Annotated in this window: 12 protein-coding genes; 5 read left to right on the top strand and 7 right to left on the bottom strand. The window is 70.2% G+C overall.

Annotated features, from left to right (window positions below; genetic code table 11):
- Both AOK24_RS12090 and manB read left to right on the top strand, forming a co-directional pair.
- A partial coding sequence (locus AOK24_RS12090; RefSeq protein ID WP_055720063.1) for a peptidoglycan recognition protein family protein occupies window positions 1-1,063 on the top strand: 1,063 nt, incomplete at its 5' end.
- A 209-nt stretch (window positions 1,064-1,272) separates the two neighbouring features.
- Complete coding sequence (gene manB, locus AOK24_RS12085; protein WP_055720062.1) at window positions 1,273-2,355, top strand: mannose-1-phosphate guanylyltransferase; 1,083 nt, start codon at window positions 1,273-1,275, stop codon at window positions 2,353-2,355.
- Between the two features lie 258 nt (window positions 2,356-2,613).
- Here the strand turns inward: manB and ispG are convergent, their stop codons facing one another.
- From ispG to dxr, 3 genes are all read right to left on the bottom strand, one after another.
- Window positions 2,614-3,771 (bottom strand): flavodoxin-dependent (E)-4-hydroxy-3-methylbut-2-enyl-diphosphate synthase, encoded by a 1,158-nt coding sequence (ispG, locus tag AOK24_RS12080; RefSeq protein WP_055720061.1) that lies wholly within the window; start codon window positions 3,769-3,771, stop codon window positions 2,614-2,616.
- A gap of 170 nt (window positions 3,772-3,941) precedes the next feature.
- A complete protein-coding gene (locus AOK24_RS12075; protein ID WP_055720060.1) occupies window positions 3,942-5,246 on the bottom strand; it encodes a M50 family metallopeptidase in 1,305 nt (434 codons plus the stop codon).
- Window positions 5,243-6,499 (bottom strand): 1-deoxy-D-xylulose-5-phosphate reductoisomerase, encoded by a 1,257-nt coding sequence (dxr, locus tag AOK24_RS12070; RefSeq protein WP_055720059.1) that lies wholly within the window; start codon window positions 6,497-6,499, stop codon window positions 5,243-5,245. Before dxr ends, AOK24_RS12075 begins: the two co-directional genes overlap by 4 nt.
- Here dxr and AOK24_RS12065 point away from each other — a divergent pair.
- Window positions 6,478-6,885 carry a lamin tail domain-containing protein gene (locus AOK24_RS12065; protein ID WP_079056773.1) on the top strand — a complete coding sequence of 136 codons (408 nt, stop codon included), beginning with the start codon at window positions 6,478-6,480 and terminating at the stop codon, window positions 6,883-6,885. The two genes, dxr and AOK24_RS12065, sit on opposite strands and share 22 nt — an antisense overlap.
- A 56-nt stretch (window positions 6,886-6,941) precedes the next feature.
- Here the strand turns inward: AOK24_RS12065 and AOK24_RS12060 are convergent, their stop codons facing one another.
- On the bottom strand, window positions 6,942-8,924 hold the full coding sequence (locus tag AOK24_RS12060; protein ID WP_055720064.1) for an acyl-CoA dehydrogenase family protein: 1,983 nt from the start codon (window positions 8,922-8,924) through the stop codon (window positions 6,942-6,944).
- A 252-nt stretch (window positions 8,925-9,176) separates the two neighbouring features.
- Here AOK24_RS12060 and AOK24_RS12055 point away from each other — a divergent pair, with 252 nt between their 5' ends.
- Together AOK24_RS12055 and AOK24_RS12050 are read left to right on the top strand one after the other, a co-directional pair.
- Window positions 9,177-10,184 (top strand): LacI family DNA-binding transcriptional regulator, encoded by a 1,008-nt coding sequence (locus AOK24_RS12055; protein WP_055720057.1) that lies wholly within the window; start codon window positions 9,177-9,179, stop codon window positions 10,182-10,184.
- Window positions 10,185-10,331: 147 nt separating this feature from the next.
- Window positions 10,332-12,377 (top strand): glycoside hydrolase family 31 protein, encoded by a 2,046-nt coding sequence (locus AOK24_RS12050; protein WP_055720056.1) that lies wholly within the window; start codon window positions 10,332-10,334, stop codon window positions 12,375-12,377.
- A gap of 58 nt (window positions 12,378-12,435) precedes the next feature.
- Here AOK24_RS12050 and AOK24_RS12045 read toward each other — a convergent pair whose 3' ends face one another.
- From AOK24_RS12045 to AOK24_RS12035, 3 genes are all read right to left on the bottom strand, one after another.
- Window positions 12,436-13,065, bottom strand: a complete 630-nt coding sequence (locus AOK24_RS12045; RefSeq protein WP_055720055.1) for a chorismate mutase — start codon at window positions 13,063-13,065, stop codon at window positions 12,436-12,438.
- A 34-nt stretch (window positions 13,066-13,099) separates the two neighbouring features.
- Window positions 13,100-13,813: a glycoside hydrolase family 12 protein gene (locus AOK24_RS12040; protein ID WP_055720054.1), complete on the bottom strand. Its 714-nt coding sequence runs from the start codon at window positions 13,811-13,813 to the stop codon at window positions 13,100-13,102.
- A 47-nt stretch (window positions 13,814-13,860) separates the two neighbouring features.
- A partial coding sequence (locus AOK24_RS12035) for a glycosyl hydrolase family 95 catalytic domain-containing protein (RefSeq protein WP_420876665.1) occupies window positions 13,861-15,290 on the bottom strand: 1,430 nt, incomplete at its 5' end.

Genomic DNA, 15,290 nt, shown 5'->3' with positions numbered 1-15,290 from the left:
CACCCCCCTCACCCGCGCGGTCGGCGCCGCCCCCGGCGTACCGCGCCGCGACGTCCACCCCTTCTCGCTGCTCGGCGTCGTCTGGGACGACCCCGCCGCGCACCTCGACGGCGCCGTACAGGTCCGCACCCGCCCCACCGGCACCGACCGCTGGTCGGACTGGCAGGACCTGGAGACCCACGCCGACGACCACGGCGCGGACCCCGGCACCCCGGAACACGACTCCGCGCGCCCGCGCGGGGGCACGGCGCCGCTGTGGGTCGGCGATTCGGACGGAATCGAACTCCGGGTCCGACCGAACACGACCGGAACGCGCACCCTGCCGACGGGACTCCGGGCAGAACTGATCGACCCCGGCACCGACGAGACGCCGGCCGTCGGCCCCCCGCGCGCCCGCGCGCGCCTGGGCACCCCGGCCGCCGGGACCTACGTACCCGAACTCCCGCGCGCCCTCCCGCACGGCGCACCCCGGCCCCGCATCGTCACCCGCAAGGGGTGGGGGGCCGACGAGAAGCTCCGGGAGAAGAAGTTTTCCTATACGAAGAGCGTGAAGGCGGCCTTCGTTCACCACACGGCCACCGGGAATCGGTACCGATGCTCTCAAGTGGCGTCAGTCATCCGCGGTATCTACCGCTACCACGTCAAGAGCATGGGCTGGAAAGACATTGGTTACAACTTCCTCGTCGACAAGTGCGGGTCCATCTACGAGGGCCGCGCCGGGGGAGTGACCAAGCCCGTCCTCGGCGCCCACACCCTCGGTTTCAACACGAACAGCGTGGGCATCGCCGTCATCGGCACGTACGGCGCCACCCGGCCGTCCGCCGCCGCCGTGAAGGCGGTAGCCCGGATCACGGCGTGGAAACTCGGCATCTACGGGGTCAATCCCCGAGGAACGACATATCTCAAGTCGGCGGGTGGCAATCTCTACCGAAAAGGTAAGAACGTACGACTGAACGTCATCTCCGGTCACCGCGACGGCTTCGCCACGGACTGCCCGGGGCGCCAGCTCTACGGCAAGCTCGGCACGGCCCGCTCGTCGGCCGCGCGCTACCAGGGCCGCTGACCGAAGGACGTGACGGGACCGGTGGGGGAGGACCAGATGACAGTGCCGTACGGGCGCCGGTGGCCGCGGAACGGGGTGTCCGGACCGGATGCCGCGCGCGGAGCCGGCGTACCGCGTCCGAACCCCCGGCGATCAGCTACCGCAGCTCGCATAACCCCGACCGGCCGAAACCCAGTTCGGCCGGTCCCGGCAGGAAGCAGAGACGACAGGTGACAGAAGCGATCCTCCTGGTCGGCGGCAAGGGCACCCGGCTGCGCCCCCTCACGGTGCACACCCCCAAGCCGATGGTGCGGGCGGCCGGCGTGCCGTTCCTCACCCACCAGCTGGCGCGGGCCAGGGCGGCCGGCGTGGACCACATCGTCCTCGCGACCTCCTACCTGGCGGAGGTCTTCGAGCCCCACTTCGGCGACGGCTCCGCCCTCGGCCTCCACATCGAGTACGTCACCGAGGACGAGCCCCTCGGCACCGGCGGCGCCATCCGCAACGTCGCCTCCCGCCTGCACGCCGGCCCCGACGACCCGGTCCTGGTCTTCAACGGCGACATCCTCACGGGCCTCGACATCCGCCGCCTCGTCACGACCCACGAGACCACCGGCGCCGACGTCTCCCTCCACCTCACGAAGGTCACCGACCCGCGCGCGTACGGGCTCGTCCCCACGGACGACACGGGCAAGGTCCTGGCGTTCCTGGAGAAACCGACCACCCCCGAGGAGATCGTCACCGACCAGATCAACGCCGGCGCGTACGTCTTCCGCCGCTCGGTCATCGACACGATCCCGACAGGCCGCCCGGTCTCAGTAGAACGCGAAACGTTCCCCGACCTCCTGACGGCAGGCGCCCACCTCCAGGGCATGGTCGACTCCACCTACTGGCTCGACCTCGGCACCCCCGCCGCCTTCGTCCGCGGCTCAGCAGACCTCGTCCTCGGCCGCGCCCCGTCCCCCGCGGTCCCCGGCCGCTGCGGCGACCGCCTAATCCTCCCCACGGCCCGAGTAGCCCCCGACGCGAAGCTGACCGGCGGCACGGTAGTAGGCGAAGGCGCCCTGATCTCCGAAGGCGCCCGAGTCTCCGGCTCCACCATCCTCCCCGGCGCCGTCATCGAACCCGGCGCCGTCATCACCGACTCCCTCATCGGCACCCGAGCCCGCATCGGCACCCGCTCCATCCTCATGGGCACCGTCATCGGCGACGGCGCCATCATCGGCCCCGACAACGAACTCCGCGACGGAGCAAGGGTGTGGTGCGACGCCCAAATCCCAGCAGGAGCGGTGAGATTCTCGTCGGACCAGTAGCCAGGGGGGGCGGAGGCGGGGCTGTACATCGATATACGGCTCCGCCACACGGGCGCGACCAGCAACGACGTACCGGCAGGCGACGAGGGCCAGGGAGGCGGCGCCTGCAAAACTCACGCCCCCTGTCTGCGCTTTTAGGGGCGCGGGGAACTGCGCGATCAACCACAACGAACCCGCACCCGACAACGAACCAGCCGGGGTCCAAGGGGCGGAGCCCCTTGAGGATGGGACGGGTAAGGGCGGCGGGGGCGAGGAGAATCAGCCTGCTACTGAGACGGAGGGTTCGCCGGAGGGGGTGCCCTCGTCCTGCATTTTTTCGGCGAGCTTCATGGCTTCTTCGATCAGGGTCTCTACGATCTTCGATTCCGGGACGGTCTTGATGACCTCGCCCTTGACGAAGATCTGGCCCTTGCCGTTGCCGGAGGCGACGCCGAGGTCGGCTTCGCGGGCCTCGCCGGGGCCGTTGACGACGCAGCCCATGACGGCGACGCGGAGGGGGACTTCCATGCCGGTGAGGCCGGCGGTGACTTCCTCGGCGAGTTTGTAGACGTCGACCTGGGCGCGCCCGCAGGACGGGCAGGAGACGATCTCCAGGCCACGCTGCTTGAGGTTGAGGGATTCGAGGATCTGGTTGCCGACCTTGACCTCTTCGACGGGGGGAGCGCTCAGGGACACCCGGATCGTGTCGCCGATGCCCTGGGAGAGGAGCGCGCCGAAGGCGACGGCGGATTTGATGGTGCCCTGGAAGGCGGGCCCGGCTTCGGTGACCCCGAGGTGGAGGGGGTACTCGCACTGCGCGGCCAACTGCCGGTACGCCTCGATCATGACGACGGGGTCGTTGTGCTTGACGGAGATCTTGATGTCCCGGAAGTCGTGCTCCTCGAACAGCGACGCCTCCCACAGCGCCGACTCGACGAGCGCCTCGGGCGTGGCCTTGCCGTACTTCTGGAGGAGCCGCCGGTCCAGGGAGCCCGCGTTGACGCCGATCCGGATGGGCGTCCCGTGATCGTTCGCGGCCTTGGCGATCTCCCGCACCTTGTCGTCGAACTGCTTGATGTTGCCGGGGTTGACGCGCACGGCGGCACACCCGGCCTCGATCGCGGCGAAGACGTACTTGGGCTGGAAGTGGATGTCGGCGATGACGGGGATCTGCGACTTGCGCGCGATGGTGGCGAGCGCGTCCGCGTCGTCCTGCGTCGGACAGGCGACCCGCACGATCTGGCACCCGGACGCGGTGAGCTCGGCGATCTGCTGGAGCGTGGCCCCGATGTCGGACGTACGCGTCGTGGTCATGGACTGCACGGACACCGGCGCGTCCCCGCCCACCGCGACCGACCCGACCTGGATCTGCCTGCTCTTGCGCCGCTCGGCGACCTTGGTCGGAACGGACGGCATGCCGAGAGAAATCGCAGTCATCTGCTGTGCAACCCCATGTCGTGGATCAAGACCGGTCCCGTGAGCGCGCGGGCCACCGGGGTCCGAGATTACGACACCGGACCCCCGGCGGGCACATTTCCCTTGTCAAACCCGCTGGAGGGAGGACGGCCGGACACCTGGGGTGCCCGGCCGTCGTGAACAGCGGGTGGCTAGGAGATTTTCACCGGGTTCACCACGTCCGCGATGAGGACGAGGATCGTGAAGCAGATGAACACCCCGGCGACGACGTAGGCGAGCGGCATGAGCTTGGCGACGTCGAAGGGGCCGGGGTCGGGCCTGCGCAGCAGTTTCGCGAGGCCCCGGCGCAGGGACTCCCAGAGCGCGCCCGCGATGTGCCCGCCGTCGAGGGGCAGCAGCGGGAGCATGTTGAAGAGGAACAGGGAGAGGTTGAAGCCGGCGACCAGCATGAGCGCCATGGCGAGCTGCTGGGACGCCGGGATGTCGAGGGTGAAGATCTCGCCGCCGACCCGGGCCGCGCCGACGACGCCCATCGGGGAGTCGGCTTCCCGCTTGCCCCCGTCGAACGCGGCGTCCCACAGCGCGGGGATCTTGCCGGGCAGGGCGACGATGGAGTCGGCGGCCTCGCCGACGCGGTCGGTCATCCAGGTGACGGAGTCGCCGAAGTCCTGCTGGACGATGCCGGTGGCGGCGCTGAAGCCGAGGAACCCGGCCTTGACGAACTGCCCCTGGACGATCTGGCCGCTGGAATCCTTCTTGGCGACCTGGTTCTCGGCGATCTTCGCCTGGAGGGTGACCTCCTTGCCGTCCCGCTGGACGACGATCGGGACGGTCTTGTCGGCGCTGGCGCGGATGAGGTCGGAGAGGGAGTCCCACTTCTCGGTCCGCACGCCGTCGAAGGAGACGATCTTGTCACCGGCCTTGAGGCCCGCGGCGGCGGCCGGGGAGGCGGGGTCGCCGGTCCTGCACGTGTCGCGGTTCTCGTTCTGGTTGATGACGCACTGGGAGACGGAGCTGACCGTGGTGGTCTGCTGGGAGATCCCGAAGCCCATGAGGACGGTGAGGAAGAGGACGACGGCGAGGATCAGGTTCTGCACGGGGCCCGCGGCCATGATGATGACGCGCTTCCAGGGCTTGCGCGTGTACATCATCCGCGTCTCGTCGCCCGGCTGGATCTCCTCCATGGAGGCGGAGCGCGCGTCCTCGATCATCGTGCGCCACGGGGACGTGGAGCGCGTGGAGATCCTGCCGTCCTCGCCCGGCGGGAACATCCCGATCATGCGGATGTAGCCGCCCATGGGGATGGCCTTGACGCCGTACTCGGTCTCGCCCTTCTTGCGGGAGAAGACCGTCGGCCCGAAGCCGACCATGAACTGCGGCACCCGGATGCCGAAGAGCTTGGCGAACGTGAAGTGCCCCAGCTCGTGCCACGCGATCGAGAACAGCAGCCCGAGCACGAAGACGACTATGCCGAGGATCATCATCAGAGCGGTCATGCGCGCGCCTCCGCGGTCGCCGTCAGTTCCCGGGCCCGGGCTCGCGCCCAGGCGTCTGCTTCGAGGACGTCCGACACGCTGAGCGAAGTTCCCGCCACGCTGTGTCCACCGTGTTCTTCCACCACACGGGTGACGGTCTCCATGATCCCGTTGAACGGCAGCGCGCCCCGGCGGAACGCCTCCACGCTCTCCTCGTTGGCGGCATTGAACACCGCCGGAGCCGTTCCCGCGAGCTCGCCCACGTGCCGGGCGAGGTTCACCGAGGGGAACGCCTCGTTGTCCAGGGGGAAGAACTCCCAGGTGGAAGCCTTGCTCCAGTCGAAGGCGGGCGCCGCGTCGGGGACGCGGTGCGGCCAGCCGAGCCCGATGGCGATCGGCCCGCGCATGTCGGGGGGCGTCGCCTGGGCCATCGTCGATCCGTCCGTGAACTCAACCATCGAGTGGACATACGACTGGGGATGCACGACCACCTCAATGCGGTCGAAGGGAATGTCGTAGAGGAGGTGCGCCTCGATGACTTCCAGCCCCTTGTTGACCAGGGTCGCCGAGTTGATCGTGATGACCGGGCCCATCGCCCAGGTGGGGTGCGCGAGCGCCTCCTCGACCGTGACGTCCGCGAGCTGCTCCTTCGTACGGCCCCGGAACGGGCCACCGGACGCGGTGACGACGAGCTTGCGGACGTCCGCGCGGGTGCCGGAGGCGAGCGCCTGGAAGAGGGCCGCGTGCTCGGAGTCGACGGGGATGATCTGACCGGGTTTCGCCAGCGCCTTCACCAGGGGGCCGCCGACGATCAGCGACTCCTTGTTGGCGAGCGCGAGGGTGCGGCCCGCCTCCAGGGCGGCCAGCGTCGGGGCGAGGCCGATCGCGCCGGTGATGCCGTTCAGGACGGTGTGGCAGGCGGAGGCGGCGACCTGCGTGGCCGCGTCCGGCCCCGCGAGGATCTCCGGGAGCGGCTCGCCGGCGCCGTACGCGTCCGCGAGGGCCTCGCGCAGTGCCGGTACGGCGTCCTCGCGGGCGACCGCGACGGTCCTCACCCGCAGCCGGTGCGCCTGCTCGGCGAGCAGGGCGACGCGGGCGCCGTTCGCGGACAGGGCGGTGACCCGGAAGCGGTCCGGGTGGCGCAGGACGAGGTCGATGGCCTGCGTGCCGATCGAGCCGGTGGAGCCGAGGATCACCACGTCCTTGGCGGCGTCGCCCGCGACGGGGGCGAAGACCAGGTGGGGGTCGGCGAGTGGGGCTGGACTGTCGGTCATTCCCCCATTGTCACCGCACGGGCTGTGCGGCCGGACAGCGTGTCGCCGGGGAGCGTACCGGGGTTCGCGTGAGAGGTGGTTCATATAACCGTTTACGCCCCGGCAAGGACACCCGCACCAACGCGAGCCTCAACGCGGAGTGGGTCCAGCTCAAGAACACCGCCTCGAACCACAAGTACGTCTTCAAGAACATCTCCATCGGCGCCGGCAAGACGGTGAAGATCCACACCGGCACCGGCAAGGACACCTCGGCCGACACGTTCCAGAACCGCAAGGCGTACGTCTGGAACAACGACGGCGACACAGCGACCTTGACCCGCTCGACGGGGGCGAAGGTGGACACGTGCTCGTGGACGAAGAAGACGAAGGACCACAAGTGGTGCTGAGGTTCTGAAGGTCGGGGCACGGTGGGAACGCCGTGCCCCGTTTTCCGTTTGCGGGGCTAGCGGATCGGCCGGTGGACGTTCTCCTTCCCCGAAGGTCCCGGTGTCGCGTCGGCGATCCACGGGCCCTCGCCCGAGGGGTCGACGATGCCGGTCTCCAGCCACTCGTACGCTCCCCCGAGGACGCCCTTGACCACCTTGCGGTCGACGTCGTCCGTGTTGGACCACAGGCGGGTGAAGAGCTCGTCCACGCGCACGCGGGCCTGTTGACAGAACGCGTCGGCCAACTGGTAGGCCTCGCGGCCATGTTGGTCATGGGCGCGGAGGTGTTCCGCGCGGACGCACGCCGCGCTCATCGCAAACAGTTCCGCGCCGATGTCGACGATGCGGCCGAGGAAGCCCTGTTTCGTCTCCAGGCGCCCCTGCCAGCGGGACATCGCGTAGAACGTGGAGCGCGCGAGCTTGCGGGAGTGGCGTTCGACGTACCGGAGGTGCCCGGAGAGGTCCATGCCGTTCTTGAAGTCGTCGTAGGACGTGGGGAGTTGGCCGGGGCCGACGACGAGTTTCGGGAGCCAGCGGGCGTAGAAGGCGCCGGCCTGGGCGCCCGCTTTCGCCTTGTCGCCGAGGGACTTGCCGGGGTCGATGAGGTCGCCCGCGACGGCGAGGTGCGCGTCGACGGCCTCGCGGGCGATGAGGAGGTGCATGATCTCGGTGGAGCCCTCGAAGATGCGGTTGATGCGCAGGTCGCGGACCAACTGCTCGGCGGGGACCGCCCGTTCGCCCCGCGCCTTGAGCGACTCGGCGGTCTCGAACCCCCGCCCGCCCCGTATCTGCACCAGCTCGTCGGCGATGAGGCACCCCATCTCGGAGCCGTACAGCTTCGCGAGGGCCGCCTCGATGCGGATGTCGTTGCGGTCCTCGTCGGCCATCTGCGAGGAGAGGTCGACGACGGCCTCCAGCGCGAAGGTCGTCGCGGCGATGAAGCTGATCTTCGAGCCGACGGCTTCGTGCAACGCGACGGGTTTGCCCCACTGTTCACGCGCCCCGGACCACTCGCGGGCGATCTTCAGCGCCCACTTCCCGGCCCCGACGCACATCGCGGGCAGCGAGAGCCGCCCGGTGTTGAGGGTGGTGAGCGCGATCTTCAGCCCGGCCCCCTCGGGCCCGATCCGGTGGGCGGCGGGCACCCGGACCCGGTGGAACCGGGTGACCCCGTTCTCGAGCCCGCGCAGCCCCATGAACGCGTTGCGGTTCTCGACGGTGATCCCCTCGGAGTCCGCCTCGACGACGAACGCGGTGATCCCGCCCTGGTGCCCCTCCGACGCGGGCACCCGGGCCATGACGACCAGCAGATCGGCGACGACCCCGTTGGTGGTCCACAGCTTGACGCCGTCGAGGACGTACTCGTCCCCCTCGGGCACGGCGGTGGTCGCGAGCCGTGCGGGGTCGGACCCGACGTCCGGCTCGGTGAGCAGGAACGCGCTGATCGCGGTCGTCGCGCAGCGCGGCAGGAACGCGTCCTTCTGCTCCTGCGTGCCGAAGATCTTCAGCGGCTGCGGCACGCCGATCGACTGGTGCGCGGACAGCAGCGCGCCGAGTGCCGGGTTCGCGGAGCCGACGAGGGCGAGGGCCTTGTTGTAGTAGACCTGGGTGAGTCCGAGGCCGCCGTACTGCGTATCGATCTTCATGCCGAGCGCGCCGAGGTCCTTGAGTCCGTTGATCGTCTCGTCGGGGATGCGCGCCTCGCGTTCAATGCGGGCGGAGTCGACCTTGGTCTCGCAGAAGTCGCGCAGCGCCGCGAGGAACTCCTCGCCGCGGCGGGCGTCGGCGTCGGGCGGGACGGGGTGCGGGTGGATCAGGTCGAGCCGGAAGCGGCCGAGGAAGAGTTCCTTGGCGAAGCTGGGTTTGCGCCAGTCCTGCTCGCGGGCGGCCTCGGCGACCTGCCGGGCCTCACGTTCTGAAACGGAGGGGCCTGAGACGGAGGGGCCTGAGACGGACGGCCTGCCCTGTGCTCCGGACGGCTCTGCGTGTGGTGCGGACAAGAGGATCACCTCGCCGCGGATCGGGGTGTTCGGGACGTCTGGTTACCGATCGGTTCTACTGGATCGTTTACCCGATTACGGCGGCTTGGACCAGCCCTCACGCTCCCGTTCGCCCCGTTCCGGAGTGATTATCGAAGCGCTTCGACAACCTATGGACACCCACCCCCACTGAAGCTACTGTCGAACCACCCACTCACCCGCCCTGTTCGCAACGCGCACTGTCGAAGCGCTTCACAAAGCTTGGAGAGCTGGATGGTCACCCTCGCCGAGGTCGCCCAGCACGCCGGAGTCTCGGCGAGCACGGTGAGCTATGTCCTCAGTGGCAAGCGGTCCATCTCGACGACCACGCGGCAACGGGTCGAGCAGAGCATCCGGGAGCTGGGGTACCACCCGAACGCGGGCGCGCGGGCGCTGGCGAGCAGCCGCTCGAACATCATCGCGCTGATGATTCCGCTGCGCACCGACATGTACATGCCGGTGATGATGGAGATCTCCATCGCGGTGGCGACGGCCGCGCGCGGCTACGGCTACGACATCCTGCTGCTGACCGGCCAGGAAGGGCCGGACGCGGTGCGCAGGGTGACGGGCAGCGGGCTGGCCGACGGGATGATCCTGATGGACGTCGAACTCGACGACGAGCGGCTGCCGTTGCTCCGCTCGACCGACCGCCCCTCGGTCCTGATCGGCCTCCCCGCCGACACGTCCGGGCTGACCTGCGTCGACCTCGACTGGAGCGCGACGGGCGCGCTGTGCGTCGAGCACCTCGCGGGCCTCGGGCACCGGGACGTCGCCGTGATCGGCGAGGCGCCGGGGGTGTACGAGCGGCACACCGGGTTCGCGGTCCGCACCCTGGACGGACTGCGGTCGCGCGCACGGGAGTTGGGGGTGCGCGCGCTGCACCGGCCGTGCGAGGGCGGGTACGACGCGCTGGGCGCGACGCTGGCGCGGGTCTTCGACGAGCGCCCGGCGACGACGGGGTTCGTCGTGCAGAACGAGTCCGCGGTGGAGCCGCTGCTGTCGCTGCTGCGCCAGCAGGGGCGGGCGGTGCCGGAGGACGTGTCGGTGGTCGCGATCTGCCCGGACCAGGTGGCGACGCAGGCGCCGGTGCGGCTCACGTCGGTGGCGATCCCGGCGGCCGAGATGGGGCGGCGGGCGATGGAGCAGCTCGTCGCGAAGCTGGAGGGGCGGGGCGGCGCCGAAGTGGCGCTGATCTCCCCCGAGTTGACGGTCCGGGCGAGCACGGGCCCGGGCGGCATCTGACAGACGCGACATCTGATAGACAGTCACTTCTCTTCATGCGGCGCCCTGTTGGTGAAGGGCGTTGCCGGGGTGCCCAGTTCCGGGGTGCCCCACAGCGCCCTCCGGGGTGCCTTCAGGTCCGCACGCCTCCCCTCAGGAGCACGCCTCATGACTCTGCCTGCCGAAACCCCGACCCAGCCCAAGGTCAGCCTGGCCCAGTCCTCCCCCACCGTCGGGACGTTCCGTGAGCGGGGCGGCGCGCTGGAGTGGAGCGGGCGCCAGGAGACCCTCCGTATCGAGCCGTGGGGGCCGGACGCGGTCCGGGTGCGGTCCAGGCTCGGCGGGCCCGTCCTGGCCGACCTGCCGGGCGCGCTGCTCGACACTCCCCCGGCGACCGAGTCGGTCGTCAAACTCGCCGAGGGCGTGGGCCTGTTGACGGTCGGCGCGCTGACGGTCGAGGTGAGCGCCGAGGGCCTGGTCCGGTTCCTGGCGACGGACTCCGGGGAGGAGATCCTCGCCGAGGAGCGCGCGCACTTCTGGTGGCCGGGCTCGCGCCTCTACACGGCCGTGGGCAACGGCCACCACCGGCTGGAGCAGCGGTTCGCGGCCTACGACGACGAGAAGCTGTACGGGCTCGGGCAGCACCAGCACGGGAAGTTCGACCAGAAGGGGCTGGTCCTCGACCTGGTGCAGCGCAACGCCGAGGTCAACATCCCGGTGCTGACGTCGAGCCGGGGCTACACGCTGCTGTGGAACAACCCGGCGATCGGGCGCGTGGAGCTGGCGCACAACGGGACGCGGTGGGTCGCGGACTCGGCGCGGCAGATCGACTACTGGATCACCGCGGGCTCTGCGGCCGACGGCCAGCGCCGCTACAGCGCGGTGACCGGCCGTACGCCGATGCTGCCGGAGTGGGCGGCGGGGTTCTGGCAGTGCAAGCTGCGCTACCGCACGCAGGACGAACTCCTGGGCGTGGCGCGGGAGTACAAGCGCCGGGGGCTGCCGCTGGCGGCGATCGTGTGCGACTTCTTCCACTGGACGCACCTCGGCGAGTGGAAGTTCGACCCCGCCGAGTGGCCGGACCCGGCCGGGATGGTGCGGGAACTCGCCGAGATGGGCACCAAGTTGGTGGTGAGCGTGTGGCCGTCGGTGTCGCCGCTCTCGGAGAACCACCAACTCATGGAGCAGCGCGGCTACTTCATCGGCACGCAGTACGGCCCGATGGCGCACGCGGACTGGCCGGACAAGGGCGTCGCCTCGACCGTACAGGTCGCCTTCTACGACGCGACGAACCCCGAGGCGCGGGACTTCGTGTGGTCGCGGATCCGCGACAACTACCTCGCCCCGTACGGGATCACGGCGTTCTGGCTGGACGCCTGCGAGCCGGAGCTGAAGCCGGGGTTCTCGGAGAACCTGCGCTACTGGGCCGGGCCGGGGCTTGAGGTCGGCAACCTGTATCCGCTGGAGAACGCGCGGGCGTTCGCGGAGGGGCTCGGCGCGGAGGGCGAGGAGGTCATCACCCTCAACCGCTCGGCGTGGGCGGGGAGTCAGCGGTACGGGGCCGCGCTGTGGTCCGGCGACATCGGCACCGACTTCCCGACCCTGCGCCGCCAGATCGCCGCCGGGCTCAACACGGCGCTGTCCGGCATCCCTTGGTGGAACACGGACATCGGCGGCTTTCACGGCGGCGACCCGGACGACCCGGCGTACCGCGAGGTCATGGTCCGCTGGTTCCAGTTCGGGGCGCTGTCGCCGCTGATGCGGCTGCACGGGTTCCGCGACCCGGGGATGCCGCTGGGGCCCGACATGACCGGCGGGCCCAACGAGGTCTGGTCGTACGGGGATACGGCGGGCACGATCATGGCCGAGTACGTGCGGCTGCGCGAGCGGCTGCGGCCGTACGTCCTGGAGGTCATGCGCGAGGCCCACGAGGAGGGGCTGCCGCCGATGCGTCCGCTGTTCCTGGAGTTCCCCGGGGACCAGGCGAGTTGGGGCGTCGACGACGCGTACCTGTTCGGGCGTGACCTGCTGGTCGCGCCGGTGCTGACGGCCGGGGCGACGGTCCGTACGGCGTATCTGCCGGCGGGGGCGCGGTGGACGGACGCGTGGACCGGGGAGTCGTACGAGGGGGGCGCCACGGTGACCGTCGAGGCGCCGCTGGAGCGGATTCCGCTGTTCCTGCGGGACGGGGCACAGCTGCCGATCGCGCGGTGACGTCACGGCGGTGAGGCCGGCCCCTGAACGGCGGGGCCGGCCTCACGGTCGTATCGGGTCAGCTCTCGCAGACCGACGGCAGTGCGCGGAAGAGTGCCTCGGTGTGCAGGCGGTCCAGGTGGCGTTCGTGGCGGACCTGGGCTGCGCTGATGTACAGCTCGGGGTAGCAGACGTACCCGGAGCGGTCGGCGGTGGTCGCGGCGAGGGCCTTGACCAGCTCCGTGTTGATGCGGTTGATCTCGACGCGGACGACGCTGAGGTCGGGGCGGCTGGTGGGGGCCTGGTCGGGGTGGTCGGTCCAGCGCTGGAACAGGCCGCGCTGGACGAGCTTGTTCGCCTCGATCTGGTCGCGGAAGACCTTGCGGACGGCGTCGGGGTCGGCGCCGAGCTGCTCGGCCTGCGCGGCGACGGCGTCGAGGACCTGCTGTTCGCGGGCCGGGTCGTCGATGGGGCTGCTGGTGCCGAACTTGGCGGCGGCGACCAGGTCGGCGGTGGCCAGGCGCTGGGCGGCGAGGTCCGCGATGGAGTGCAGCGTGTAGGTGCCGGCGGTGGTGGTCGCCGTCGTGGTGGCCGCGTGCGCGGCGGGCGCCTGGGGGGCCGCGACCGCGGTTCCGGTCGCCCCGAGGGCGACGGCCGCGGCCACGGCGAGCGTGGTCAGGGCGCGGCGTGTGGGGGTGGTGTTGTGCATATCCCCATCAAACCCCGCCCGGACCACGGTTTGGTCAACTGCTGCTGACGGTCAGGTTGTTTGTCGTAAAGTTCAGGCCACCGGAGGAGCTGGTGATCTCGTACCCGAACTGCACGTCGCCGATGGTCTCGTTGCCGAACCAGCCCTTGGTGTCCTTGATCCACTTCAGGATCGGGAGGATCTGCACGGACCCGGAGGACGAGTTCGAGGTGCGGATGAACGAGAAGACCTCGTTCGCGCCGTTGGTGCCCTTGTAGACGGTCCAGGTGTGGCCGCCGAGCGTCGCGGTGCCCTGCGAGGTGCCGAGCGGCCCGACCGCCCCGGTCTTGTTGACCCAGAGCATCACTTCGTACGCGTTGTTCTTGAGCCAGATGTCGTACGACGTGTTGTACGCGCCGGACGACGGGACCGAGACGTTGTAGCTGCTGTTCAGCGAACCGAGCGAGGTGATCGTCTTGTTGATCACCTTCTTCTGGTTCGGGTAGGACTTGATGCCGCCGGTGTTGGGGTGGTTGGCGTTGACGCCCCAGTTGGTGCCGGAGTTGGCCCAGATGCACTGGCTTCCGGCGCCCGAACCCCAGATGTTGTTGTACAGCGTGTAGCCGTTGAGGTTCGTGTTGCCCCACTGGTCGCAGGTGTTCCAGACGGCTGCCGAGGCGGGGGCGGAGGCGAGTCCGATGGTGGCGCCGAGCGCCAGTGCGGGGGCGAGCAGGACCTTCACGGTCCTGGCGAGTGTGCGGGTTGCCATGGTGTCCCTTCCATGGGTGGGGGGAAATGCCTGGTGTTGCAGGGGAGTTACCACGTCCCCAGGGTGAGGACGTGGTCTTCTCCGGCGACGAGGTCGAGCGGCCTCGCGCCGGTGGAAGTCCGCAGCTCGACACGGAGCGTGCGTGCGGGGTGGACGACGGCCCTGGCGCCGTCCGCGTCCCAGTCGAGGTCGATCCGCGCGCCGAACCTCGTCCGGACGCCCCGGAGTTGACCTTCTTCGAGCGCTGAGGTCGGTGCCGGGAGGAGGACCAGCCGGTCGGGGGTCGACTGGATCAGCGCCTCGATCAGGACGGTGGGGAGGGTGTGCGCCGCGTCCGCGTTGTAGACGTGGCGGTGGGGGTAGTGGGCGCTCATCAGGGACGCGTGGAAGAAGTCGCCGTCCAGGACGGCGGCCAGGGCCTGTCCGACGCGGTGCCCGTCCCTCAACCGCGCGGCGATCAGGGCGTGGTGGAGGTGGCCGTGCGCCGAGTCGTTCTCGGCGCCCCGGAGTTGCAGGGCCCGGTGGGCGGCCTCGGCGAGGGCGGGGGTGTCGTAGGGGGTGATCTCGTCGAGGGGCCAGACCGCGTAGAGGTGGCTCAAGTGGCGGTGGTCGTAGGTGTCCTGGAGGCCGGGCCAGGCCCATTCGGCGAGCGCGCCGTCGGGGTTGACGCGGTGGGGCGGGAGGCGGTGGGCGAGGGCGGTCCAGCGGGCGGCTCGTTCTTTGTGGCCGGCGTGGTACGCGGCTGCGGTGAGGAGTGCGTGGCGGGCCGCCGAGAGGTCCATCGCCGCGTTGACCGCTCCCCAACTGGCGTTCGCCGGGCGGTTCTCGGGTGAGTACGAGGGGACGAGGGCGAGTTGGCCCTCCGGGGTTTCGCCGGTCCCGGCCCGTGGGTCCGTCCGCGTCAGGAAGTCCTCGTAGAACTCGGCGAGTTCGGCGAGCAGCGCGGCCGTACGGGGGTCTCGGGTGCCCTGCGTCTCGTCGTGGTCGGTGAGGGGCTTGAGGAGCCAGTCCGCGCCGGACGTCCAGAGGTGCAGGGGGTATGCGTGGCTGAAGTGGAAGGAGTGGCCGGACTCGCCGTCGGTGTGGGCGGGGGTGACGATGCCCCGGGCGCCGAAGACGGAGCGGGCGTTGGCGCGCCAGTCGTCGAGCTGGGCCTCGATCAACTGGCGCAGTGCGCCGGTGACTTCGGGGAGGGCGGCCGAAGCGGCCGACGAGGTCTGGAGGTTGAGGTTGGCGTCGAGGGTGAAGGCGCCGGACCAGGCGGTGTCCCAGTCGCCGGTCCACAGGCCGGTGAGGCGGGGCGGGAGGAGTCCTGCGGCGGAGAGGAGGTGGTAGCGGCCGGCGGCGAAGAGGCGTTCCAGGAGGGCGGGGCTGTCCGGAGTCTTGAGCAACTCCGAGCCGGGCAGGGCGCGTTGGGCAGGGTCGGCGTGGAGGTCGAGGGTGACGCGCTGGTAGGCGTCGCGGTGGAGGGGGAGGT

The sequence above is a fragment of the Streptomyces niveiscabiei genome, from assembly GCF_001419795.1.
Taxonomy (GTDB): domain Bacteria; phylum Actinomycetota; class Actinomycetes; order Streptomycetales; family Streptomycetaceae; genus Streptomyces; species Streptomyces niveiscabiei.
The sequence above is the reverse complement of the archived record's forward strand: the minus strand, read 5'-3'. Positions and strand labels throughout refer to the sequence as shown.